This is a genomic window from Aeromonas sp. SrichE-2G (assembly GCF_017939565.1).
In the GTDB taxonomy this organism is placed as follows: Bacteria; Pseudomonadota; Gammaproteobacteria; order Enterobacterales; family Aeromonadaceae; genus Aeromonas; species Aeromonas taiwanensis.
On sequence record NZ_JAGKRG010000053.1, the window covers coordinates 293705 to 317035 of the forward strand.

Sequence of the window (23331 nt, forward strand, 5' to 3'; positions counted from 1 at the left end):
CATCCTGCCACCCGAGGTCATTGCCATGAATCCCTTGATCGGTATCGGATTGCGCCCACCCCATTATGACGAGATCCGCCAGACCCTGCCGGAGGTCGGCTGGCTCGAGGTGCACAGCGAGAACTACTTCGAGCGCCACAGCCGGGGGGCCGAGGTGCTGACTGAGCTGGCCGGGCACTATCCCGTCAGCCTGCACGGGGTCGGCATGTCGCTCGGCTCCGCCGACCCGCTCGACCCGTCCCACCTGCGCCAGCTGGCTACCCTGGTGGCGGCCGTCTCGCCGGTACGGGTCTCCGAGCACCTGAGCTGGGGCAGCATCGGCGGGCGCCACTTCAACGATCTGCTGCCCATGCCCTACACCCGGGCGGCCCTCACCCACATGAGCGACAAGATAGAGAAGGTGCAGCAGACCCTGGGCTGCCAGCTGCTCATCGAGAATCCTTCGTCCTACCTGCAACTGCCCGCCGAGATGGGGGAGGGAGAGTTTCTGGCGGAGCTGGTGCGGCGCAGCGGCTGCGGCATTCTGCTCGATCTCAACAACCTGCACGTGAGCGCCTGCAACCACGGCCTGGAGGTGGACGACTACCTGGCGACCATCGACCTCGACACGGTCGGCGAAATTCACCTGGCCGGTTTTACCGAGAAGCACCTGCCCCAGGGGGCCCTCTATATCGACACCCACAGCGCGCCGGTGGCGTCTCCGGTATGGGCCCTCTATGACCGTGTCTGCCGGGAGCGCGCCATCCCCACCCTTATCGAGTGGGATCTGGCGATCCCCCCGCTGCCGGTGCTGCTGGCAGAGGCCCGCCAGGCCCACGAGATCCTGAGCGCCAGCTTGCGGGCCAAGGAGCCAGTCCATGTCTGAGCTGGCCCGCCTGCAACAGGCATTCGCCCAGGCCCTGCTCGGGGAGGATGACGCCATTCTGGGGCAGATCCGCTCCCGGTGCTTCCCGCCCGAGGCCGTGCTGCAGATCCACCGCAACAATTTCATCCTCGGCCTGACCGAGGTGCTCGCCAGCAGCTACCCCGCGGTCCGGGCCATGGTCGGCGAGACCTTCTTCGACGCTGCGGCGCGAGGCTTCGTGCTGGCCGAGCCGCTCGGGGAGGGGAGCGTCATGCACTACGGGGAGGGCTTTGGCGACTGGCTGGCAGGCTTGCCCACCACGGCAAGCCTGCCCTGGCTCGGGGATCTGGCCCGCTTCGAGTGGGCGCTGGAGCGGGTCTCCTTGCTTGCGCCAGAGACGCGGCGCTGGCCGGCCGAGCGGCTGGCAGCCCTGCCCCCTGCGCAGTGGGAGCAACTGGTGCTGCACCCTGCCCGGGATATGGCCCTCTTCGAGAGCTCCTATCCGGTGCTGGCGCTCTGGCACATGGCCCTGCACGGCGGGGAGACGGTCAGTGAGGGGGAGGCCCCGAGCTGGCTGGCGCTAAAAAAACGGCCCGGTCACGAGGTCGGCCCCATCCCTCTGGATGCCGCCGCCTGGCGCCTGCTGCACGGCTGCCAGCAGGGGCTGCCCCTGGCCCGCTTGCTGGCTCAAGAGGCGGCGATGGCCGAGCACCTCGCCCCCCTCGTCACCCTGGATCTGCTGGTCGAACTGGAGCTTCACCATGACTGAATTTCCCTCCCACCCGGCCCCTCAATGGGCCGCCCGCCTCCCGTGCTGGGGCAGCGCCGCCGTGCTGCTGCTGGCCCGGCTCTGGGTCGCCAGTGTGTTTCTGCGCTCGGGCTGGCTCAAGCTCGGCAGCTGGGACTCGACCCTCTATCTGTTCGAGTTCGAGTACAGGGTGCCCCTGCTGCCCTGGCAGTGGGCGGCCTATGTGGGCACCGCTACCGAGCTGCTGCTGCCACTCTTCCTGCTGGCGGGTCTCTTCACCCGCCCCGTGGCCCTGCTGCTATTTGGCTTCAACATCATGGCCGTGATCTCCTACCCCACCCTGTGGGCGGGGGGCTTCTACGACCATCAGCTGTGGGGCTGGATGTTGCTGACCCTGGTTGTCTGGGGGGCCGGCCCCCTGGCGCTGGATCGCTGGCGCCTTGCCCGGCGTTCGTCTCCGGCGTAAGGTGGTTGCACATGAGCCCCTGTTAGGGGGGTAGGTCATGGATTCAAGGAGCAGAGATGAAGGTACGCGAGGCCGTGGCGGCCGATATTCCCGCGCTGGTGGCCCTGCGCATGGCGCTCTTTGGTGAGCTGGGGGAGCTTGATGACCCGCTGGCGGAGCCCGCGCTTCGGCAGGCGACCCACGCCTATTTCAGCGAGGCCTTGAGGCAGGGCAGTGCCCGCACCTGGGTGGTGGAGGTGAACGGCGAGCCGGTGGCCTGCGGCACCCTGGCCCTCTTCGTGCGGCCCCCCTATCCCGGCAACCTGGCAGGGCGTGAAGCCTATCTGCTCAACATGTATACCCGACCGGCCTGGCGCAAGCGGGGCATGGCGAGCGCCCTGCTGGAGGCCATGCAGGCCCATGCCCGTGAGCAGCGGCTGGGCAAACTGTGGCTGCACGCCAGCGAGGAGGGACGAGCGCTCTACGAGCGGTTCGGGTTTGCAGGCAACCCCGCCTGTCTGGAGTGTGCGCCCGCCTGATCCGGCTTTTCCTCCGCCCCGCTGATCCCGGATCCCCCGGGCTGCGTACACTCCCTCCCTTGGCGGCGTCGCCGCTTTTCTATACACTGCGCGCCCCCGTGAATCCGGGTCATCCGACCACTCATCCCGGGGCTCGCGGTGCCGATATCCTCTATGTGGGATGGCGGTGGTGCCGTTCGGATCGTCAACGAGGTAGGAGTGTCATGTTCAATCACAAACTCAAGGCGCAGTTGCAGGCTTGCCAGAGCCGGCTCGACGAGGAGCAGGGCGTGGTCGAGGCGATCAAGACGGGCGCCGCCACCATCATCTTCACGCCGGACGGCACCATCCTGGAGGCGAGCGCCCCCTTCCTGGCCCTAATGGGCTACGGGGTAGGCGAGCTGCCGGGGCAGCACCACAGCCTGCTCTGCCCCAAGGGGTGGGCGCAGTCCAGCGACTATCGCCAGTTCTGGAGCCGTCTCGGCCAGGGGGAGGTGCAGTCCGGCACCTTCGAGCGTCTGAACAAGCGGGGGGAGACGCGCTGGCTGGAGGCGAGCTACTTCCCGGTCAGGCAGCAGGGCCGGGTGACCCGGGTGGTGAAGATCGCGAGCGACGTGACGGAGCAGCACCTGAGATTGCAGCACCTGGAGGCACTCTCCCAGGCGCTGGACCGCTCCCGGGCGATGATCGAGTTCAGCCCGAACGGCGACATCCTCAGCGCCAACGCCAACTTCCTCGACGTCATGGGCTATCGCATGAGCGAGATTGCGGGCAAGCACCACAGGATCTTCTGTGACGAGGCCTTCCTGCGGGAGCAGCCCCATTTCTGGGAGGAGCTGGCCCGGGGCCAGTTCAAGTCCGGCCTCTTCATGCGCCACAACAGCCAGGGTCAGCCTATCTGGCTGGAGGCGACTTACAACCCTATCCGGGACGAGAGCGGCAAGGTGGTGCGGGTGGTGAAGTTTGCCAGCAACATCACGGCCCGCATCGAGCAGAACCACGCCACCCGGGAGGCGGCGCGGCTGGCCCACAGCACGGCCCAGGAGACGCTGCACAGCGCACAGGCGGGGGCCGAGCTGCTGCGCGCCGTGGTGGAGACCTCCTCCCTCATCGCCACCCGGGTGGATCAGGCCATCGCCCTCATCGGCCAGCTCAACGAGCAGTCGAGGAGCATCGAGGCCATCGTCTCGACCATCAGCGCCATCGCCGATCAGACCAATCTGCTGGCCCTCAACGCGGCCATCGAGGCGGCGCGGGCCGGGGAGCAGGGGCGGGGCTTTGCGGTGGTGGCGGACGAGGTGCGCCAGCTGGCGGCCCGCACGTCCCTCTCCACCGATGAAATCGCCAAGGTGGTGCAGAAGAACCGCGAGTTGACCGCCCGGGTGACCGATGACATGGCCGGGGTGGCCGGCAGCGCCGAGCTCGGCAAGCAGCAGATCGCCGGCGTGGACAGCCTGATGACCGAGATCCACCAGGAGGCGAGCCGGGTCTCGGAGACGGTCTCCGCCCTCTCCATCTGAGGGCCGGCCCGGCGACAGCCGCTGGCCAGATTGCCAAAAGAGTGAGCAGTCGGACGCTCAGGCTGAACCCGGGCTGTATGGCGCCCACCTTGTGAATTGTCCTGCCCGGGCCACTTGTTTAGGCTGCCGCCTCCTTTTTCGATTGAGCAGGTAGACAATGATGGCAGTACGACAGAGAGGCAGGGCACTGGCCCTGCTGCTGGGAATGGTGGCGAGCCTGGGGCTAGGTGGTTGCATGGGCCAGATGGGCCTCTCCTCCATGGTGACCAAGGGCAACCTCAGCGTGGTGGACAACCGCTACGGCCGCGCCGGCGTCTTCGTGCTGCTCTCCCCCGTCTATGGCCTCGCGGCGACGGCGGATCTCTTCGTGTTCAACACCATCGAGTTCTGGTCCGGCAAGAACCCCATCACCGGCAAGTCGCCGGCCCTGGTGGATCAGAAGGCCGATGCCGTCATCAAGGTGAACCAGCACCTGGATCCTTCCCTCAACAAGGTGCCGCTCGCCATGCTGCCGCAAGGGGTCCGCGAGGTGGAGGTGCACTATCCGGACGCGCACACCGCGCTGATGGAGATCCACTACCTGGACGGCCGTCAAGGCACGATGCGCGGGGAGATGCAGGGCGAGCTGCTGCACCTCTATCTGGACGACAAACTGGTCTCCACCCTGACCCGTCAGCAGCTCGATGCGGCGGCAAGCCGGGGAGCGGTGCAGGCATAATTTGTCGCTCTCCTGATCTTTTCCTCACCACAGGGGGTATACATGCCTGCGGGCAAGTACGCCCCGATGTTGAGGGAGTGGGCTATGGGGGTAAATGGATTGCGCTTGGCAGAGCTGATTGGTTCTCTCAGCCATGCCCTGGACATGACGGAAGGGCAGCCAAGAGGCCACTGCATCCGCTGCTGCTGGATAGGCTCTCGTCTGGGAGATCAGCTGGGACTGGATGCCCGGCAGCGCCACGACCTCTACTACACGCTGCTGCTCAAGGATTTGGGGTGCAGCAGCAATGCCGCCCGCATCTGCGAGCTCTATCTCACCGACGATCTTCACTTCAAGCGCGACTTCAAGCTGGTGGATGGCTCCCTCTCCGAAGTGGTCAACTTCGTGCTGGGCCACACCGGCTTGCAGGCGGATCTGCTGGGGCGTTTTCGCAGCCTGTTCCACATCTTTCGCAACGGGGATCAGATAGCCAACGAGCTGATCCAGACTCGCTGCCACCGGGGGGCGGCCATCGCTCGCCAGTTGCGCTTCAGCGACGAGGTGGCTCAGGGCATCCTCTCCCTGGATGAGCACTGGAACGGCAAAGGTCGGCCGCTGCAACTGGCGGGTGAGGGGATTCCGCTCTTCTCCCGTATCGCCCTGCTCTGCCAGGTGGTGGACGTGTTTCACGCCGCCGCAGGCCCGGACGCGGCGCTCAGGGAGCTGCGCGAGCGCAGCGGAAACTGGTTTGATCCCGCCCTGGTCAGGGCGTTCGAGGCGCTGGCCGACGACGCCTTCTGGCAAGGGCTGGTGGACCCCAGGCTGACGGAGCGGGTCTTCGCCCACCCGGCGGGGCAGGGGGAGGTGGCGCTGGATGAGGATTATCTGGACGAGATAGCGGCGGCCTTTGGTCAGGTGGTGGACTCCAAGAGCCCCTATACCGCAGGACACAGCGGCAGGGTGGCGCTCTATACCGACATCCTCGCCGCCCAGATGGGGCTGTCCGAGCCGCGGCGGCGCTGGCTCAAGCGGGGCGCCCTGCTCCACGATGTGGGCAAGCTCGGGGTGAGCAACGCCATCCTCGACAAGCCGGGCAAGCTCGACGAGCAGGAGTGGGCGGCGGTGCAGATGCATGCCGCCTACACCGAGGAGATCCTGAGCCGCATCGGTGCCTTCAAGGAGCTAGCCCAGGTGGCAGGCGCCCACCATGAGCGACTCGACGGCAAGGGCTATCCCAAAGGGCTCAAGGGGGAGGCGATCACCCTGGAGACGCGCATCATCACCACCGCCGACATCTTCGATGCCATCACCGCCAAGCGCCCCTATCGGGACGCCATCCCGGTGCCCAGAGCGCTGGAGATGATGGCCGAAAACCTGGGCACTGCCATCGACCCCGACTGTTTTGCCGCCCTGAAGGCGGGTATCCAGGATTTCTCCCTCTACCTCACGCCGGAGCAGCCTCTGGCCCTGGCAGGCTAGGGCAAGGGTCAAGCCCGCGACAAAAAAGCCCCGCTTCGGCGGGGCTTTTTTGTGGGCGCGTGTCGGCGTGGGATCAGGAGGCCTGATGGGCCGAGGGCTTGGCATAGGGCTGCAGCACCAGCCCCAGCAGGCGATGGAGGTGGGCGAGCTGCTCGGTGAGCTGGACGTTGAGCCAGAGGTAGCCGGCGAGGGTGACGCCGCCCTCCCGGGGCGATTCGGCCTGGAGCGCGCGGGACACCTCGGCCGTCGCCTCCTGCAGGCGGGTCATGGCCTGGGTGGCGGCGACGGTGTCCCCGCTCTTGAGCATGAGGGCGAGCTGGGTGAGCACTCCCTCGGTGGCCTGCTGGCAGGCGCGAAGTCCGGGGTGGCTCTGCATCAGGAAGTGGCTCTGGCGGTCGCGCCAATGGGTGTTGGCCAGCATCTCCAGGGTGCAGACGCTGTTGCGCATCGTGGTCTGGATGGCCTCGAACAGGGGGCTGCCAAGGCGGGTCTCCTTGACGGCGGGCGCCAGCAGGGCGCGCAGGCCGACGATCTTGGCGAGCAGGCGTGCGTGGCTCTGGGTGAGCTTGGGGCGTTCCAGCACGTTGGGGGAGAGGTGGGTGTGGTAGATGCGCTGGGCCTGCAGCAGGGTGTCGTGCATCTGCAGGCGCCAGTGGAGGTAGGCGCGCTGGGGATAGATGCTGCAAAACAGCAGGGCCAGCACCGAGCCCAGGATGACGTCGCCGCTGCGCCAGAGCGCCGTCTCTATGTCCCCCGGCAGCCCGCCGACGATGACCCCCAGGGTGATGCCGATGAGCAGCCCCACGTAGGGGCGCTTGCCGAGCGCCAGGTAGCCGCACAGGAACATGATGGCGCAGCACCAGATCAGCATCAGGGGCAGGGAGTAGAGCTCCAGATAGAGGGCCACCACCCCGCAGGCCGCGCCGAAGATGGTGCCCACCACCCGCTGCAGGGCGCGGGAGAGCACGTTGCCCCAGAACGAGATGGGGCCCATCACCACCACCAGGGTGATGAGGGGCCAGGTGCTCTCCGGCAGCTTGAGCTGCCGGGTCAGCAGGAAGGTGAGGGTGAACGCCAGGGCGATGCGCAGGCCGTGGACGATGCGGTAGCGACCGTAGATCAGCAGATCGAAGCGGGAGAGGGGCGTATTCAGGCGCAAGGGGGCTCTCTTATCTCGGGGGGCGGCCGGTGTGGTGATGTCGGTATCGACCAAAGGGACGACCTGGGTTGCAACCACTCAGGTGACCGGAGTGGCAAAGAAGCGTCATGCAGACCCCTCTGCGGGCAAGCGTACCATCACCCGCTCGCCGGGGGGGAGGGCGGTGTGCCCGGGGGCAAGCTCGATGCGGCAGTTGGCGCTCTCGCGGCCCTCGTCCACCGGGCGCACCAGCAGGAGGCCGGCCTCATCCTGGCTGAGAACGCCGGGCAGAGAGGTCAGCCCCGCCGGGTTGGCCACGGCCGCCAGCAGCCGGGCGCAGAGGCGCAGGGGTGGCGGTGCCTGACGGGGCTCGCGCGAGGGCAGCCTGGCGCAGATGAAATCGGCGATGGCCTCCAGATCGTCGAAGCCGAACCGGGGCAGGGTCGTGGCCTGGGGGGCGTCGCTGACGAGGGCGACGATGTCCGGGTCATCGGGGAAGAGCAGGGGCCGGCCGATGGCGGCGCGATGCAGCTCCACCTTGGGGAAGTGCCTGTGCTTGAACCCCTCGATGAGCAGCAGGTCGAGAGCGCTGGCATCGAAGCGGGCCAGCAGTGCCTCCAGGGATGGCTCCCCCTCTGGCGTCTCCCGGATCAGGGCGTGGCGCAGGCTGGAGGCCGCCATCACCTGGACGGCGCCCGCCTGGCGCAGGCGGTGGCTGTCCTTGCCGGGCTGGTCGATGTCAAAGGCGTGATGGGTGTGCTTGAGCACCCCGAGGCGCAGGCCGCGGGCCACCAGGCGCGGGATGAGGCGCTCCAGCAGGGTGGTCTTGCCGGTGCCGCTCCAGGCGACGAAGCCGAGCAGGGGGAGGGGCGAATGGTTCATGGCTGATCCCCTTCAAGCAGGCGCGCCTCGTAGGCGGCGAGCTCGTCCGGGCTGTTGAGGTTGACGAAGGCGTCAGGCAGATCGGCGAAGGGCACCACCGCCATCCGGTGGCGGGCAAACCAGGCCCCGGTCTTGCGCTCCCCATCGGCCAGCGCCTGGCGCAGGGAGGGGAGCAGGGGGCGGCGGAGCAGGGCGACTACGGGCTGCAGGTGCTCCCCGTCGTGGGCCACCACCAGATCTGTGTCCGGGGTGATGGCGGCGCGAAAGCGGGTCATCAGATCAAGGGGCAGGGCGGGGCCGTCACAGGGCACGAACAGCACCCAGTCGTGGCGGGCGGCGGCCAGCCCCGCCTGCATGCCGGCCAGCGGCCCCTGGAAGTCGTCGTTGCCATCGCCGATGACGGGGGCGAGCGTCTGGTAACGCGCCTGGCTGCGGTTGGCGTTGATCAGTACCTCGTCCACCTGGGGGCGCAGGCGATCGAGCACGTGTTCGATCAGGGACTTGCCCGCGAGGGGCACCCAGCCCTTGTCGTCACCCCCCATGCGGGTGGCACGGCCACCGGCCAGGATCACGGCGGAAACGGGATGGGCGGGGAGTTGGGAAGGGCTCATGGTGCTCCAGTGTCTGCATCTGTATGGGGCGCCTGTGCGCCGCGCCCGGGGATCTTGCGCCAAGCGCGCCGCGCTCGCAACCTTCCGGGGCTCATGACTGCGCCCCTTTGGCCACAGGGTTTGGCCAAGCTCACAAAACCGAAACGCCAAACGTCATATGATCCGTGCATTTCGAGTCTTGCTCTCCTGCCGAACGGCAACTTCATGTAAATCAAAGAGAATGACTATGGCTACCGGACAATATCTGCTGTGGAAAGATGCGCAGGGCGAGGACTTTCGCCCGGTCGCGCTGACGGGGACCGACCTGCTCAACGATCGCAACCTCAACAAGGGCACCGCCTTCACCGAACAGGAACGCGCCGACTTCGAGCTCGACGGCCTGCTGCCGCCCCAGGTGCAGACCTTTGAAGCCCAGCTGGAGCGGGTCTATGGTGCCTTCCAGAGCGCCTGCAGCGACATCGAGAAGTACCAGAACCTGCGGGCCCTGCAGGATCGCAACGAGACCCTGTTCTACGCTCTGCTGGCGCGCCACGTGGAGGAGATGACCCCCTACATCTACACCCCGACCGTGGGCAAGGCGTGCCAGGAGTTCAGCCACCGCTTCCAGAAGCCGCGCGGCCTCTACATCACCCCGAAAAACGTCGATGACATGGGATCCCTTGCCCGCCACATGGACGCCAAGGCAGTGCGCATCATCGTCGTGACCGACAGCCAGGGGATCCTCGGCATCGGCGATCAGGGGGTGGGCGGCATGGGCATTCCCATCGGCAAGCTCTCCCTCTATACCCTGGGCGCCGGCATCCACCCGGCCTGCTGCCTGCCCATCGCGCTGGACGTGGGCACCGACAACCAGGCGCTGCTGGATGACCCCATGTACCTGGGCCAGCCCCACAAGCGCATTCGCGGCAAGGAGTACGACGACTTCATCGACAAGTTCGTGGCCGGGGTCAAGCGCCACTTCCCCAACGCCGTGCTGCAGTGGGAGGACTTCAGCAAGTCCAACGCCTTCAACAACCTGGCCCGCTACCAGCAGGCGCTGCCGTCCTTCAACGACGACATCCAGGGCACGGGTGCCGTGGTGCTGGCGGGCATCATAGGGGCGGTCAAGTCCAAGGGCGAGACCCTGGGCCAGCAGAACTACCTGGTCTACGGTGCCGGGGCTGGCGGGGTCGGTGTTGCGGATCAGATCTGTGCCGGGATGATACGCGAGGGGCTGGATCCGCAGGCGGCGCGGGATCGCATCTATATCCTGGATACCCAGGGGCTGGTGTGCGACAACCGCGAGGGGCTGGATGAATACAAGCGGCGCTACGCCAAGCCGGGCCTGCTGCTGGCCCAGTGGGATCTGCAGGGCAAGGCGGGGCTGACCGAGGTGCTGCGCCACGTGCCCATCACTGTGCTGCTCGGCACCAGCGGCGCCGGCGGCGCCTTCCAGGAGGAGCACATCCAGCTGATGCTGGCCCACTGCGAGCGCCCCATGGTGTTCCCGCTCTCCAACCCCACCGCCAACTGCGAGGCGCTGCCGGAAGACATCTTCCGCTGGAGCCGGGGTCGCGCCATCGTCGCCACCGGGAGCCCGTTCAAGGACGTGCACTTCGAGGGGCAGGATTATCGCATCGGCCAGGGCAACAACGTCTTCATCTTCCCCGGCGTGGGACTGGCGGCCATCGTCAGCCAGATCCGCGAGATAAGCCCGGACATCTTCACCACCGCCGCCTTTGCGCTGGCCGAGTGCGTGGATGAGGCGGATCTCGCCCGGGGCACCGTCTACCCGCGCATCAGCGAGCTTCGCAAGATCTCGGTGCACGTGGCGACCGCGGTACTCAAGGACATAGTGCGCCGCGACCCCACCCATCCACTCATCGGCCAGGATCTGCATCAGCACATCCTGAGCCACATGTGGGAGCCGGTCTACCTGCCCTATCGCCGGGTCTGACGAACGCAAGCCAGCAATGAAAGGGGGGTGACCATGGTCACCCCCCTTTTTTTGTCAGCCGGACGGTCAGCTTCGCAGGGGCAGCCAGCGGCCCTCCCTGCTGCGGCAGGCGGTGTCCTGCCACTGCTGGCTGGTCTGGCCTATGTAGAGCTGCTCGCGATAGTCGCGACACCAGAGGCCGTTGGGGTGGCGAAAGGTGCGCAGCGGCGTGACGCTGCCCGTGTGGCGGTTGGCGGAGTTGAACCAGGTGAGGCTCTGGCCCTTGGGACGGGTTTGCAGCGCCTCGGCCAGCGCCTGGTTGGCCAGCGCCACGTCGCGCTTGTCCATCTGGTGATAGAGGGGGGCGGGTGGCTGGGTGGCGCAGGCGGACAACCACAGCGCCAGAAAAATCAGCAGATGACGGCTCATGGCTGCACCTTGCTGTCAAACCCCTGCCGGATCAGGGCTTGCTCCTGCTCATCGGTCAGGGTCTGACCGCGATCGTCGACCGTGCCGTCTCCCCTAAGCTTGTTGCCGCTGGCATCGACGGCGTCCACGCCATCCACGCCATTGTCATCGACCGTGCCGTCCCCTCTAAGTTTGTTGCCGCTGGCATCGACGGAGTCCACGCCGTTGTCATCGACCGTGCCGTCCCCCCTAAGCTTGTTGCCGCTGGCATCGACGGCGTCCACGCCGTTGTCGTCGACCGTGCCGTCTCCCCGCAGCTTGTTGCCGTCGGCATCGACGGCGTCCACGCCGTTGTCATCGACCGTGCCGTCTCCCCGCAGCTTGTTGCCGTCGGCATCGACGGCGTCCACGCCGTTGTCGTCGACCGTGCCATCCCCACGGATCTCGTTGCCGTTGTCATCGATGGCGTCCACGCCGTTGTCATCGACCGTGCCATCCCCACGGATCTCGTTGCCATTGTCATCGATGGCATCCGTGCCGTTGTCATCGAGGCCGTTGCCCAGGCCACGCCCGCCCCCATGACGATCTCCACCGGCGTGGCGCTCTCCGCCGCCATGTTGTTCGCCCCCGGCATGGCGATCGCCTCCTGCATGCTGATCACCGCCTGCGTGTTCACCGCCACCACTGTCATCGCTACCGTGACTGCCGCCGCCATCGTCACCGCCACCGCTGCTGTCGCTACCGTGGCTGCCGCCGCTATCGTCACTGCCACCGCTGCTGCCACTACCCTGGCTGCCGCCGCTATCGTCACTGCCACCGTTGCTGTCGCTACCCTGGCTGCCGCCGCTATCGTTACCACCACCGCTGCTGCCACTACCCTGACTGCCGCCGCCGTCACTGCTGCCACTGTCGTCGCCACCCTTGTTGTGAACGATCAACCCATTGGCGATATAGCTGTGGCTGCCATCGAGGATCAGGTTGAACAACGCCGTGGTGGGCGCAGCGTCAAGCCAGCAGAGGGACTCCACCAGCAGCAGGGCGGGGTGTGGGGCCAGCGCCAGAGCTCCCGCGCTGCTGGTAAACGGCCGGCCCAGCAGGTGCATGCCGGTAAAGAGCGGCAGCACGGCCAGGGTCGGGTTTTCGGTGCGGGTCATGGCCGGCGCGATGGCTGCCCAGCCACGGGTGGTCAGGAAGGGGTGCTCGGCGGTAAAGAAGGGGGCCAGCCGGTTGATCCCGTAGAGCCTGCGCGCGCCCAGCAGTACCCGCTCGATCGCCAGGATCCGGTTGCGGTGGCCATGCTGGTCCAGTACCTCTTCACCGGCCAGCAGCGTCTCGATGGGGCGCTCGCTGCCATCGGCCATGACGATACGGGTACCGGCAATGAAGCAGGACTTGGCATAGGCCTGATTCGGCTGCCACTGGTGGTGGCTGAAATCATAGGTGTACGGGGTTGCAAACAGGGCCAGAGCGATGGCCGAACCCACCAGCAGTCGGCGCTGGCTGGGTGTGAAGGAGGGCAGTGACATGGGGAACTCCTTGTCGGTATTTGGGCACTCCTTCGAGTATAGGGAGGGAATGGGGGCGACATCTGCGTCGACCAGTTGAAACCCTTGTCATGCTATCTACCCTGAAAAACGATTGGCGTCGGCCATAAAAGTGCGTAAAATCGCTTCCTCGATGCTTGTAGCAACGAATCCCGCCTAAAAAGCCAGTTTCATGCCCTCCCCAAGCAGTGAAAGGTAACAAATGACGCCCGTCGGCCCATTTTCTGCCTTGAAAACGTCTTGTGATGACTGAAAAGTGTCAAATATCCCTGTCAGTTATCAAAAAATTAAGGATACCCATGTTTTCCTTGGTCAAGCAAAGCGTCGCCGGGCTGCAAATTCTGTTTGTCGCCTTCGGTGCCATGGTGCTGGTGCCCCTGCTCACCGGATTGAACCCCTCCATGGCCCTGCTTGGCGCCGGTGTAGGCACCCTGCTGTTCCAGCTCTGCACCCGCCGTCAGGTGCCGATCTTCCTCGGCTCCAGCTTCGCCTTCATCGCCCCCATCATCTATGCCACCCAGACCTGGGGCCTGCCCTCCACCATGTTCGGTCTGTTCGCCGCGGGCTTCATGTACTTCATCCTGGCGGCCGTCATCCGCGCCCGGGGCATGGGCTTCGTGCACAAGCTGCTGCCTCCCGTGGTGATCGGCCCGGTGATCATGGTGATCGGTCTGTCGGTGGCCCAGGTGGCCTGCAACATGGCCATGGGCCGTGCCGGCGGTGAGCAGGTGGTGCCTGCCACCACGGCACTGACCCTGGCGGGGATCTCGCTGGCGGTTACCCTGATCGCGGCCGTCTTCTGTAAGGGCTGGATCAAGCTCATCCCCATCCTGTGCGGCGTGATTGCGGGCTATGTCTCTGCCGTGCTGATGGGTCAGGTGAGCTTCGACGGCATGGTCAACGCCCCCTGGCTGGCGCTGCCCCACTTCGAGACCCCGGAGATCAACTGGGCTGCGGCCCTGTTCATGCTGCCGGTGGCCATTGCCCCCTGCATCGAGCACATCGGCGGCGTGCTGGCCATCGGCGGCGTGACCGGCAAGGACTACACCAAGAACCCGGGTCTGCACCGCACCCTGGCCGGTGATGGCATCGGAGTCTGCTTCGCCGGCCTCATCGGTGGTCCCCCCGTCACCACCTACGCCGAAGTGACCGGCGCCGTGATGATCACTCGCAACTTCAACCCGGTCACCATGACCTGGGCTGCGGTGTTCGCCATCATTCTGGCCTTCTTCGGCAAGTTCAACGCCCTGCTGACCTCCATCCCCATGCCGGTGATGGGCGGCATCATGCTGCTGCTGTTCGGATCCATCGCCGCCATCGGTCTCAAGACCCTGGTGGAGTCCAAGGTGGATCTGGGTCTGTCCCGCAACATCGCCATCGTGGCTGTGACCCTGACCGTGGGCGTCGGCGCCCTGGAGATGAAGATCGGTGACTTCGCCCTGGCGGGCGTGGGCCTGGCCTCGGTGGCGGCGATCCTGCTGAACCTCATTCTGCCCCAGCACTCCGAAGAGGGCGCGATGGAGAGCGCCAAGGATTGAGTCGACGCATCTTTGTGTTTGCAATTAAAGAGAGGCCACCTTCGGGTGGCCTCTCTCTTTTTGGCGGCGTCGCCACTGACTCCGGGTTCCCCATCTCAAGCGGCTACAATCAGGAGCATCGTTCACAGGTAGAGGAACAGGCGATGAAGAAGGCATGGATGCTGGCCCTGCTGGGGCTGATGGGCAGCGGCGCGGCCGAGGCGGGCGCGGTGCGCTACGAGGTCGAAGGTCAACCGTTCGAGGGGTATTACCTGGCGGCTGCCGACAAGCAGGCGCCCCTGGTGCTGCTGGTGCACGACTGGGACGGGCTGAACGGCTACGAGGTCAAGCGGGCCGAGATGCTGGTGGCGCTTGGTTACAGCGTCTTCGCGGTGGACTTGTTCGGTGCAGGAGTGAGGCCGACCGCCATGGAGGAGAAGAAGCAGCTGACCGGAGCCCTCTATCAGGACAGAGCCAAAATGCGCAAGCTGTTGCAGGGGGGGATGGCCGAAGCCGGTAAACAGGGGGGACGGCTCGACAATGCGGTGGCGCTCGGTTACTGCTTTGGTGGCGCCGCCGTGCTGGAGCTGGCGCGCAGCGGGGCGGATCTCAAGGGGGTGGTGAGCGTACACGGCGGGCTCGAGACCCCGGCCGGACAAGATTACCGGCAGGCGAAGGGGACGCTGTTGATCCAGCACGGCAGCGCCGACGAGGCGGTGTCCCTCGGGCAGTTTGCGGCGCTTGTCGGCGAGCTGGAGAGCGCCGGGGTGAAGCACGAGGCGACCAGCTACAGTGGTGCCCCCCACGCCTTCAGTGTCTTTGGCTCGGACAACTACCGTGCCGACGCGGATGCGAAATCCTGGCGCCGCTTCATCGACTTCCTCGGGGAGGTGACCAAGGGGTGAGGGGACCCGGATAGGATATACTGGTCAGATGTGATGCTGCCCGCCCCGGGCATGGTGTCCCGCGAATCAATACAACAAGGAGTGAAGATATGCGTCAATTGCAGTTCTGGAGCCAACTGTTGATCGTGTTGGTGCTGGCGGGATGCTCCGCGAAAGGGGACACCCCGAGCGAGCAGCGCAACAGCATCTTGCAGATGCGTCAGGAGACGCTCTCGGCCCTGTATGGCCAGAAGCCGGCCATCAGGCAGGAAGTGAGCCGTGCCAAGGGCTATGCGGTCTTTAGCAACTTGAACAACAACCTCTTTCTCCTCAGTGCGGGGAGCGGGTACGGGGTCCTGCGGGACAACAGAACCGGTCGCGACACCTACATGAAGATGGCCACCGCCGGCTTCGGCGTGGGCCTCGGGATCAAGCAGTTCAAGGCGTTGATCATCTTCAACGAGACCGCCGCGCTGGATCGTTTCATCACCTCGGGCTTCGATGCCGGCGCCCAGGCCGACCTGGCGGCCAAGGCGGCGGACGATGGCAAGGTGGTGGTCAGCGAGGCGGCCAACGCCGACTTCCAGCGGGTGAAGGTGTACCAGCTGACCGAGCAGGGGCTGGCGGCGCAGGCCACCCTGCAGGGTTACAAGTACTGGCCGGATGATGATCTCAACGGCAAGTGAGGGCCGGATGGCCCGGTCCACCTCCCAGGCGGCGCTCCATGAGCGCCGCCTGTATTTTTAATGCCGTTCAGGCGGGGCGCCCGGCGAGATCCAGAACCCTCACCCACATGGCCCCCTTGCCCACGGGCTGGCAGGAGGCCAGGGTCAGCTGCCCGCTCTCGGGGTCGATGCGGTGCACGGCCACCTGATCGGACTGCTGTCCGGTGGCGATGAGCCAGCGGCCGCCATGGTCGATGGCAAAGCCGCGGGGGCAGGCCTCGGTCGGGAAGTGGCCGAGGGTCGTGAGGGCGCCGTCCCGGGCATCGATCCCGAACAGGGTGAGCAGGCTGCTGGCCCGCTCGCTGGTGTAGAGGAAGCGGCCATCCGGGGTCAGGTGCAGGTCCGCCCCCCAGCGCTCGCCCTCATAGCCGGGGGGGAGCATGTCCAGGCTCTGGCGGACCTCGATGCGGCCGTCCGCCTCCCTGTGGTAGCAATTGAGGGTGCCGTCGAGCTCATTGAGGCAGTAGAGATCGCCGTTGGTCGGGTGCAGCGCCAGATGGCGGGGGCCTGCGCCTTGGGCGGTGTGCAGATCCCCGAGGGGGTGGGGGGTCAGCCTGTCTTCCGTCAGTGTAAAGCGGCGGATAGCGTCTTCCTTCAGGCAGGCGACCAGCAGCTCCTGTTCACCGTCATGCCCCGCCAGCCACGTCACCGAGTGGGCCGCCATCAGGCCGTCGAGGCACTGGTGAGGGGGCTGCATCTGCCCCTGCTCGTCCATGCGCGACACGCTGGCGTGGTTGAAGGCGTAGGAGGCGGCGAAGAAGAGGCGGCCGCTCCCATCGGTGCAGGTGTGGGAGGCGCTGCCGAGCAGCGGCGCCGAGGCCGGCGTCCCCAGCCGGCCGTCCGCTGCGATGGGGTAGCTCAACACCCGAAAGTCGGGGCGTACTCCGGCGTGGAGCCAGCGCCTGTCGGGGCTGATGACCAGGGGCTGCACCTCGCCGCCGGTCTGTACCTCCTGCAGCGGCAGCAGCTCGCCCTCCGCCAGCTGAAACACATGGATCAACCCGCTCACCGGGTTGGCCACATAAACCACTTGTTGCATTGCATGCTCCTGAGAATGAGGGTCGCGCAGATTATTTCTCCAGGCTGAGAAGGTAATTGCGCAGATTGACCCCGCGATTCGCCAGTCCCAGCTTGATCCGCACACTGTTGCGGTGGTTCTCGACCGTCTTCTTCGCCACGTTGAGGGCGCTGGCGATCTCCTGGCTGGACATGCCGCTGCGGATGAATTCGGCCACCTGCATCTCGGAAGGGGTCAACACCGTCAGCAGGCGCTGGTTGCCGTCCCCCTCCAGGCTCTGCAGGCTGTTTTCCATGCTGGCGCGGATCAGCTCCAGACACATCTTCAGGGCCGGGTCCCGGATCTGCTGCAGCTTCTGCTCCACCTCCGGCAGATGTCGGCCGATCAGCTGTAGACGCTGGGCCTCCATCTCCGGTGCCGCACTGTTACTGAGGGCCGCCAGGGAGTGGCTGAGCTCGTTGATGAGTCGGTGATCCTGCTCGATGGCGCTCTCCTGCAGGTTGTCGCTCGGCCTTATCTGCAGACACCAGATGAGCGGCTGATCCGCCTCCTCGTGAGCGAACAGCTCAAAGGCGAGGTTGAGGATCTCGAAGTGCAGGGGAGGCAGGTGGCCACGGATGCGCTGGCGAATGGCCTTCAGATAATCCGGGCCGACCAGGAACACCAGATCGTCGAGTCGATTAAGGACCAGGGTATCGACCGGGTAGCTGGAGGCGACCACCTGCTCCAGCTGGTCGAAGGCGATGAAATAGAGGTCGTTTCGCGCCAGCAAACGGTGACAGAGTCCCTGCTCGGCGAGGGGGGTCAGCTTGTTACTCATTGGCTATCCGGTTTCGCGTCCTGTGATGCTGTACGCAATAGACCCTTTTGGGTATCCACCCCCCCCTGCTTTCAGGGGTGAGAAAACACCTAGGTATCTTTGCCTGAATACTGCGTCACTTAACAAAAAACAAACATATGTGTGAGGGTGGTCACGAAAATATCGGGGCATTTAGTGAGCAGAGTCTCATTAAAGGCCACTAAACACCTAGATAATACCTATCAACCACTCAATGGATATAGGGAGAATACCATGCTGGCAAGGACCTTACCTCAACACTTTTTAGCGGCCGGGCTGGCGGGGGCCATGCTGCTCGCAGGGTCGGCTACCGCGCAAGAGGTTGCGACGACGCTGGGACCTAACGGTGAGTATCCCACCCCCTATACCCAGATAACACTCAGTGCCGAGCAGCAGGCCCAGGCTAAGGCGAAGGATTACACCGCCGCCATCCTGATGCACACCACCTCGGACTGGTCGAGTGCCCTCATCAAAGGCGCCAAGGAGAAGTTTCAGGAGCTGAACGTCAAGGTGGTGGCGGTGACAGACGCCGAGTTCAACGCCAACAAACAGAAGACTGACGTGGAAACCGTGATGGCCATGTCTCCCGACATCCTCATCACCCTGGTGGTGGATCCCGTCTCCGGGGCTGCCGCTTTCCGCCCCGCCGTTCAGCAGGGCAGCAAGTTGGTGCTGATCAGCAACCTGCCGACCGGTTTCCAGCACGGCAAGGACTATGCCGGCATCGTCACGGATGACTTGTTCGAGATGGGCGGTCTGGCTGCCGACATGCTGGCCAAGACGGTGGGTGAGCAGGGCAAGATCGGGTTCATCTATCACGAGGCGAACTACTACGTCACCAATCAACGGGATCAGGCTGTGCTGACCAACCTGGCCAAGCATCATCCCGGCATCCAGATCCTCGCCAAGCAGGGGATCGCCAACGCCAACGATGGCGAGATAGTCGCCTCGGCTCTCATCACCCAGCACCCGGACATCCAGGCCATTTACGCACCCTGGGATTCCATCGCCGAGGGGGTGGTCGCCGCCACCCGCGCCGCCGGGCGCAAGGACATCAAGGTGATCACCATGGATCTCGGGGCTGCCAACGCGCTGGACATGGCCAAGGGACGCAACGTGGCCGGCATAGTGACGGACCTGCCCTACGATCTCGGCCAGACCCTGGCCACCATGGGGGTGCTGGCCAAACTGGGCGAGTCGACGCCCCCCTTCGTCACCGTCTCCGCCGATGCGGTCACCCGCGCCAACCTGGCCGATGCCTGGCAGCAGGCGCTGCGCCGGGAACCGCCGGCGGCGGTGGTCAAGGCGCTGGATCAGCCCCTCAGTCAATAGATGCATGGTGGCGGGTCTCTCACGCCAGGGTCTCTCATTCAAGGAGTCGCAGATGGAGCAGTACGCAATCGAGGCGAGTGGTATCAGGAAGGGGTTTGACGGCATCCCCGTGCTCAAGGATGTGTCGTTTCGCCTCAAACGGGGGGAAGTGCATGCCATCATCGGCCAGAACGGCGCTGGCAAGTCCACCCTGGTCAAGCTGCTCAACGGCTTTCACTGTCGGGACGGGGGAGAGGTACTACTGTTTGGCAAGCCCTGCCGTTTCAGCACCCCCAGGGAGGCGCAAGCCGAAGGGATCGCCATGGTCTATCAGGATCTCAGCCTGGTCCCGACCCTGTCGGTGGCCGACAACATCTTCCTGGCCGGGGGGGGCGAGGAGGGCTCCCTCATTTCCAACCGGGAACGGATACGCCGGGCTCGGCCTCTGCTGGCCATGCTCGGCGTCGAGCTGGATCCGGCCTGCGAGGTGGGGAAGCTCAGCGTCGGCCAGCAACAGTTCGTCGAGATAGCCAAGGCCCTGGCGCAGAACGCCCGCATCCTGGTGCTGGACGAGCCGACCGCATCGCTCTCCAGCGGCGAGATAAACGAACTGTTCAAGGTGATCGCCACTCTCAAGGGGCAGGGGATGTCCGTCATTTACATCAGTCACTATCTGAGCGACATCATGCGGGTCTGTGATGCGGTGACCGTACTCCGTGATGGCCACACCGTGCTCGCCACCCCGACCGCCACCACCAGCGTCGAGGCACTGGTGGAGGCCATGTTGGGCGGCAAGGGGGACACCTCACTGAGCTGGCCTCGCCCGGTCCCCCCCTCTGATACCGTGCCGCTATTGGAGCTGATCGATGTATCCAACGAACAGCTGCACCAGGTGTCGCTCAGGGTGCTGCCGGGCCAGGTGGTGGGGCTGGCGGGGCTGCTTGGCAGCGGACGTACCGAGATCCTGGAGGCCATCTATGGCCTGGCGCCTGTGCGGCACGGGGAAATCCGTATCCAGGGTGAGTCGGTGCGGATCTGCTCCCCCAGAGAGGCCATCGCCCTTGGTATCAACATGGTGCCGGAGGAGCGCCGCAGCCAGGGGTTGGTGCTCGACTTCTCGGTGGCGGACAACATGCTGATGGCAGCCTATGACCGCCTCACCCAGGGGCTGGGGCTGGACAAACCGAAGGGGGATGCCATGGTGCGCGACCAGATCCGGCGCCTGGGGGTCAAGACCAGCGGTCCAGAGCAGTCGGTGCGTTTCCTGTCGGGGGGCAACCAGCAGAAGGTGGTGATAGGCAAGTGTCTCTCCACCGAGGCCAGGGTGCTGCTGCTGGATGACCCCACCTTCGGCATCGACATTCATGCCAAGTACGAAATCATGAAGATAGTGGACAGCTATGTCGCCGCAGGCAATGGCGCCCTCTTCGTGTCGAGTGAATATGCCGAGGTCGCCAGCTTCTGCGACCTCATTTACGTGGTGAACAAGGGACGTATCGTCGCCTGCCTGGAAGGGCGGCGAATGAACGAAGAGACGCTGCTGGCGGCGGTTCAATGACAAACGAGGGATCAAGGATGAAAGATTTAACCCTGCCGGCCCCCAAGGGTGGCCGTATCAACTGGCGCGACTACATCATCTATCTGGTGTTCGTCGGCATCTTCGTATTCTTCTCGGTGGTGCTCCATGACAAGGGCTTCCTGAGCTCGGTCAACCTGATGAACATCGCGCGGCAGACTGCCACCATCGCCATCATGGCGGTGGGCATGACCTTCGTGCTGAGCGCCGCCGAGATTGATCTCTCGTTCGGGGCGACGGTGGCCTTAAGCGCCATCGTTGCGGCCCTGACCCTGCAGGAGACAAACAGCATACTGCTGGCCATGTCGGCGGCGCTGCTGGTCGGCATCATGATAGGCGCCATCAACGGCATGTTCGTGACCCAGGTCGGCATACCCTCCTTCCTGGTGACACTCGGCACCACCGGGATCATCACCGGCATCGCACGTTGGTCTACCTCGCTGCAATCCATTCCCATCGACAACGAGCTCTACGTCTTCATCTTCGGTTCTGGGGATATAGGTCCCATCTCGGTGCTCTTTGTCTGGACCATCCTGGTGACGGTGGTGGGGGCCATGGTGCTGCGAAACACCCGCTTCGGCAAGCAGGTACTGGCCACCGGTGGCAACAAGATTTCTGCCATGTATTCGGGCATCAACATCAATCGCATCAAGCTCTATGTACTGATGCTCAACGGCTTCCTGGCCGCCCTTGCGGGCATCCTCTACTCGGGACGGTTGCAGAGTGCCCGCTACACCTTGGGGGAGAACGATCTCATGCTGGTGATCGCCGCCGTCATCATAGGGGGGACCAACCTGTTTGGTGGCAAGGGCACAGTGGTGGGGTCCGTCATCGGTGCCCTCATCATGGGCATGGTCAATAACGGTCTGATCCTGATGGGACTGAACGTGGATCAGCAGCTGATCCTGCGCGGCATCATCGTCATCGTGGCCGTCACCTTCACCATGGGGCAGCTCAAACAGCTGCGCAAACAATAAGTTCATCCTCAGACAACCAAGGAAGAGACCATGCAGATAGATGCCGAGGTGGCGAACATCATCGCCCGTTGGAGCCTCAAGGAGAAGGTGGGCCAGCTGTTTATCCTGGCCTTTCCCGGCAAGTCGGCCGAGACCATACGCCCCCTGATCACCGAGTACAACCTGGGAGGCTGCTACCTCAGCCAGGACAACAGCGACACTTTCGAAGAGGCCCAGCGGTTGACCCGGGCGCTGACGGAAATAGGTGCCGAACTGGGGCGGCTGCCGCTGCTGCTGGGTGTGGATCAGGAGGGGGCCTGGGGAGTGCTGGTGGGCGAGTCCACCACAGGGCCTGGCAACCTGGCCCTCGGGGTGGCGGAGCAGGGGCAAAACACGGAGCGCATGTATGGCGTCATGGCCGAGGAGATGCGCCTCGCGGGTTTCAACTGCATTCTTGGGCCCTGTTGCGACGTCAACTTCAATCCGAGATCTCCCATCATCGACAGCCGCTCCTTCGGTGACCAGCCTGCCAGGGTGGCATTACACTCGGCGGCGGCGGTGCGGGGTCTGCATGGTGGCGGCATCTGTGGCAGCGGCAAGCATTTCCCGGGGCACGGCGATACCCAGGGCGATAGCCACCGGGAGATCCCCAGGGTAGACAAGTCTCTCGCCGAACTGCGCGAGCAGGATCTGCTGCCCTTCCAGGCAGCCATCGACGCTGGCGTGGAGCTCATCATGACCAGCCATATCCTCTATCCGCAGATCGATAGCGAGCGGCCGGCTACCCTGTCTCCCGTCATCCTGCAGGATCTGCTGCGCACCGAGATGGGCTTTGAGGGGATCATCATCTCCGACAGCATGAACATGGGGGCCATCGTTCATCACTATTCGCCGTCCACGGCGGCGGTGCTGGCACTCAAGGCCGGCGTCAACATGATCATGCTCTCCGAGGAGCACTACGACCACAGCGACGGCTACCTCGACAAGCAACTCGCCATGATCCACGGCGTCATGGCCGCGGTGGCGACGGGGGAGCTGGACGAGGCGCTGATCGATGCCGCCCTGGCCCGCATCGTCGCTTTCAAGCTCACCAGACTGGTGCCCATGGCCCTCTATGGGGGAGTCGACATCCCTGCCCATCAGCGGGTGGCCCGGGAGTGTGCCGGTGCGGCCCTGACCTGGCTGCGCCAAGTGCCGGTGCTCGGCAATGCCCCTCTCTATGTGCTCAATGCTACCCCGGCGGCCAGCTACCGCAACCTCACTAACCCTCGCGGCATCGGCCCCAATCAGCGCGAGCCCGCCTACGACCACTTTATCGCGGCCCTGAATCCAGTGCAGCAGGGGGGGCGAGAAGTGGGACTCGACGAGCTGAATTGCCTGAGAGAGGGCTGGCTGGTGCTGGTAACCGAAAACCACCCTCTGCCCGGGGAGGATTTCGAGCAGCAAGAGGCGCAGGCTCTGGTGCGCCGGCTCAGCTGCGAGATAGACAGACTGATCGTGGTGGCGCTGCGCAGTCCCTACGACCTGCTTGGCTACCCCGAGGTGCGCTACTACCTGTGCAGCCACTCGGCCAGGCCAGAGAGTGCCCGCGCCGCCGCAGAGGTGCTGCTGGGCAGGCTGGAGACGCAACAGAGCCGGGCGGTAAGCCTGGTCAGTTAAACCGGTTTCTTCCGCCATCCTGGGGTGGCGGGGATATCTCCTAGAGGTGTGTGGTTGGGAGCAGCGCCGGGTGAAGGCCCGGTAATCAATGAACCAAC

20 protein-coding genes and 2 pseudogenes are annotated in these 23331 nt (G+C 65.0%); 15 read left to right on the top strand and 7 right to left on the bottom strand.

What is annotated here, in order from left to right:
* Positions 1-25: 25 nt before the first annotated feature.
* The 7 genes from J9885_RS17770 (at position 26) to J9885_RS17800 (ending at position 6251) form a co-directional block, all read left to right on the top strand.
* Positions 26-865 (top strand): DUF692 domain-containing protein, encoded by an 840-nt coding sequence (locus J9885_RS17770; protein WP_210550234.1) that lies wholly within the window; start codon positions 26-28, stop codon positions 863-865.
* Positions 858-1613, top strand: coding sequence for a DNA-binding domain-containing protein (locus J9885_RS17775; protein ID WP_210550235.1), 756 nt, complete (start codon positions 858-860; stop codon positions 1611-1613). Before J9885_RS17770 ends, J9885_RS17775 begins: the two co-directional genes overlap by 8 nt.
* The gene (locus J9885_RS17780; protein WP_210550236.1) at positions 1606-2058 is read left to right on the top strand and encodes a DoxX family protein; all 453 of its coding nucleotides are present in this window, start codon (positions 1606-1608) and stop codon (positions 2056-2058) included. Before J9885_RS17775 ends, J9885_RS17780 begins: the two co-directional genes overlap by 8 nt.
* Before the next feature lie 56 nt (positions 2059-2114).
* Positions 2115-2576 (top strand): GNAT family N-acetyltransferase, encoded by a 462-nt coding sequence (locus J9885_RS17785; protein WP_210550237.1) that lies wholly within the window; start codon positions 2115-2117, stop codon positions 2574-2576.
* Between the two features lie 203 nt (positions 2577-2779).
* A complete protein-coding gene (locus J9885_RS20140; protein WP_210550238.1) occupies positions 2780-4075 on the top strand; it encodes a PAS domain-containing methyl-accepting chemotaxis protein in 1296 nt (431 codons plus the stop codon).
* Between the two features lie 160 nt (positions 4076-4235).
* Positions 4236-4793, top strand: coding sequence for a DUF3332 domain-containing protein (locus J9885_RS17795; RefSeq protein ID WP_134697294.1), 558 nt, complete (start codon positions 4236-4238; stop codon positions 4791-4793).
* 84 nt (positions 4794-4877) lie between these two features.
* Positions 4878-6251: an HD domain-containing protein gene (locus tag J9885_RS17800; RefSeq protein ID WP_210550239.1), complete on the top strand. Its 1374-nt coding sequence runs from the start codon at positions 4878-4880 to the stop codon at positions 6249-6251.
* Between the two features lie 73 nt (positions 6252-6324).
* On the opposite strand, the gene J9885_RS17805 is transcribed toward J9885_RS17800, so the two are convergent.
* The 3 genes and pseudogenes from J9885_RS17805 to mobA form a co-directional block, all read right to left on the bottom strand.
* Positions 6325-7410: an FUSC family protein gene (locus tag J9885_RS17805; RefSeq protein WP_210550240.1), complete on the bottom strand. Its 1086-nt coding sequence runs from the start codon at positions 7408-7410 to the stop codon at positions 6325-6327.
* A gap of 369 nt (positions 7411-7779) precedes the next feature.
* Positions 7780-8271, bottom strand: a pseudogene (gene mobB / locus J9885_RS17810) (molybdopterin-guanine dinucleotide biosynthesis protein B); the annotation flags it as partial.
* Complete coding sequence (mobA, locus tag J9885_RS17815; RefSeq protein WP_210550242.1) at positions 8268-8882, bottom strand: molybdenum cofactor guanylyltransferase MobA; 615 nt, start codon at positions 8880-8882, stop codon at positions 8268-8270. The pseudogene mobB and the gene mobA, both read right to left, overlap by 4 nt.
* Before the next feature lie 226 nt (positions 8883-9108).
* Between mobA and J9885_RS17820 the strand changes: the two genes are divergently transcribed.
* A complete protein-coding gene (locus J9885_RS17820; protein WP_134697324.1) occupies positions 9109-10818 on the top strand; it encodes an NAD-dependent malic enzyme in 1710 nt (569 codons plus the stop codon).
* A gap of 66 nt (positions 10819-10884) precedes the next feature.
* On the opposite strand, the gene J9885_RS17825 is transcribed toward J9885_RS17820, so the two are convergent.
* Both J9885_RS17825 and J9885_RS17830 read right to left on the bottom strand, forming a co-directional pair.
* Complete coding sequence (locus J9885_RS17825; protein ID WP_043759075.1) at positions 10885-11226, bottom strand: RT0821/Lpp0805 family surface protein; 342 nt, start codon at positions 11224-11226, stop codon at positions 10885-10887.
* A gap of 332 nt (positions 11227-11558) precedes the next feature.
* Positions 11559-12731: pseudogene (locus J9885_RS17830) on the bottom strand (hypothetical protein); the annotation flags it as partial.
* Between the two features lie 317 nt (positions 12732-13048).
* Here J9885_RS17830 and J9885_RS17835 point away from each other — a divergent pair.
* The 3 genes from J9885_RS17835 to J9885_RS17845 all read left to right on the top strand — a co-directional run bounded on the left by J9885_RS17835 (position 13049) and on the right by J9885_RS17845 (position 15836).
* Complete coding sequence (locus tag J9885_RS17835) at positions 13049-14287, top strand: uracil-xanthine permease family protein (protein WP_043808776.1); 1239 nt, start codon at positions 13049-13051, stop codon at positions 14285-14287.
* Positions 14288-14430: 143 nt separating this feature from the next.
* On the top strand, positions 14431-15171 hold the full coding sequence (locus J9885_RS17840; RefSeq protein ID WP_210550244.1) for a dienelactone hydrolase family protein: 741 nt from the start codon (positions 14431-14433) through the stop codon (positions 15169-15171).
* Between the two features lie 89 nt (positions 15172-15260).
* Positions 15261-15836, top strand: coding sequence for a YSC84-related protein (locus J9885_RS17845; protein ID WP_167576614.1), 576 nt, complete (start codon positions 15261-15263; stop codon positions 15834-15836).
* Between the two features lie 67 nt (positions 15837-15903).
* Here J9885_RS17845 and J9885_RS17850 read toward each other — a convergent pair whose 3' ends face one another.
* Positions 15904-16914: a beta-propeller fold lactonase family protein gene (locus J9885_RS17850; RefSeq protein WP_210550245.1), complete on the bottom strand. Its 1011-nt coding sequence runs from the start codon at positions 16912-16914 to the stop codon at positions 15904-15906.
* Between the two features lie 31 nt (positions 16915-16945).
* Positions 16946-17713, bottom strand: coding sequence for a helix-turn-helix transcriptional regulator (locus J9885_RS17855; RefSeq protein ID WP_210550246.1), 768 nt, complete (start codon positions 17711-17713; stop codon positions 16946-16948).
* A 252-nt stretch (positions 17714-17965) separates the two neighbouring features.
* Here J9885_RS17855 and J9885_RS17860 point away from each other — a divergent pair, with 252 nt between their 5' ends.
* The 4 genes from J9885_RS17860 to J9885_RS17875 are packed head-to-tail and all read left to right on the top strand — an operon-like array spanning position 17966 to position 23233.
* The gene (locus J9885_RS17860) at positions 17966-19063 is read left to right on the top strand and encodes a substrate-binding domain-containing protein (RefSeq protein WP_246877004.1); all 1098 of its coding nucleotides are present in this window, start codon (positions 17966-17968) and stop codon (positions 19061-19063) included.
* Between the two features lie 52 nt (positions 19064-19115).
* Positions 19116-20600, top strand: a complete 1485-nt coding sequence (locus J9885_RS17865; RefSeq protein ID WP_210550247.1) for a sugar ABC transporter ATP-binding protein — start codon at positions 19116-19118, stop codon at positions 20598-20600.
* Between the two features lie 17 nt (positions 20601-20617).
* Entirely contained in the window at positions 20618-21595 is a 978-nt protein-coding gene (locus J9885_RS17870; RefSeq protein WP_210550248.1) for an ABC transporter permease, read from the top strand.
* A 30-nt stretch (positions 21596-21625) separates the two neighbouring features.
* Positions 21626-23233 carry a glycoside hydrolase family 3 N-terminal domain-containing protein gene (locus J9885_RS17875; RefSeq protein WP_210550249.1) on the top strand — a complete coding sequence of 536 codons (1608 nt, stop codon included), beginning with the start codon at positions 21626-21628 and terminating at the stop codon, positions 23231-23233.
* The last annotated feature ends 98 nt before the right edge of the window (positions 23234-23331 follow it).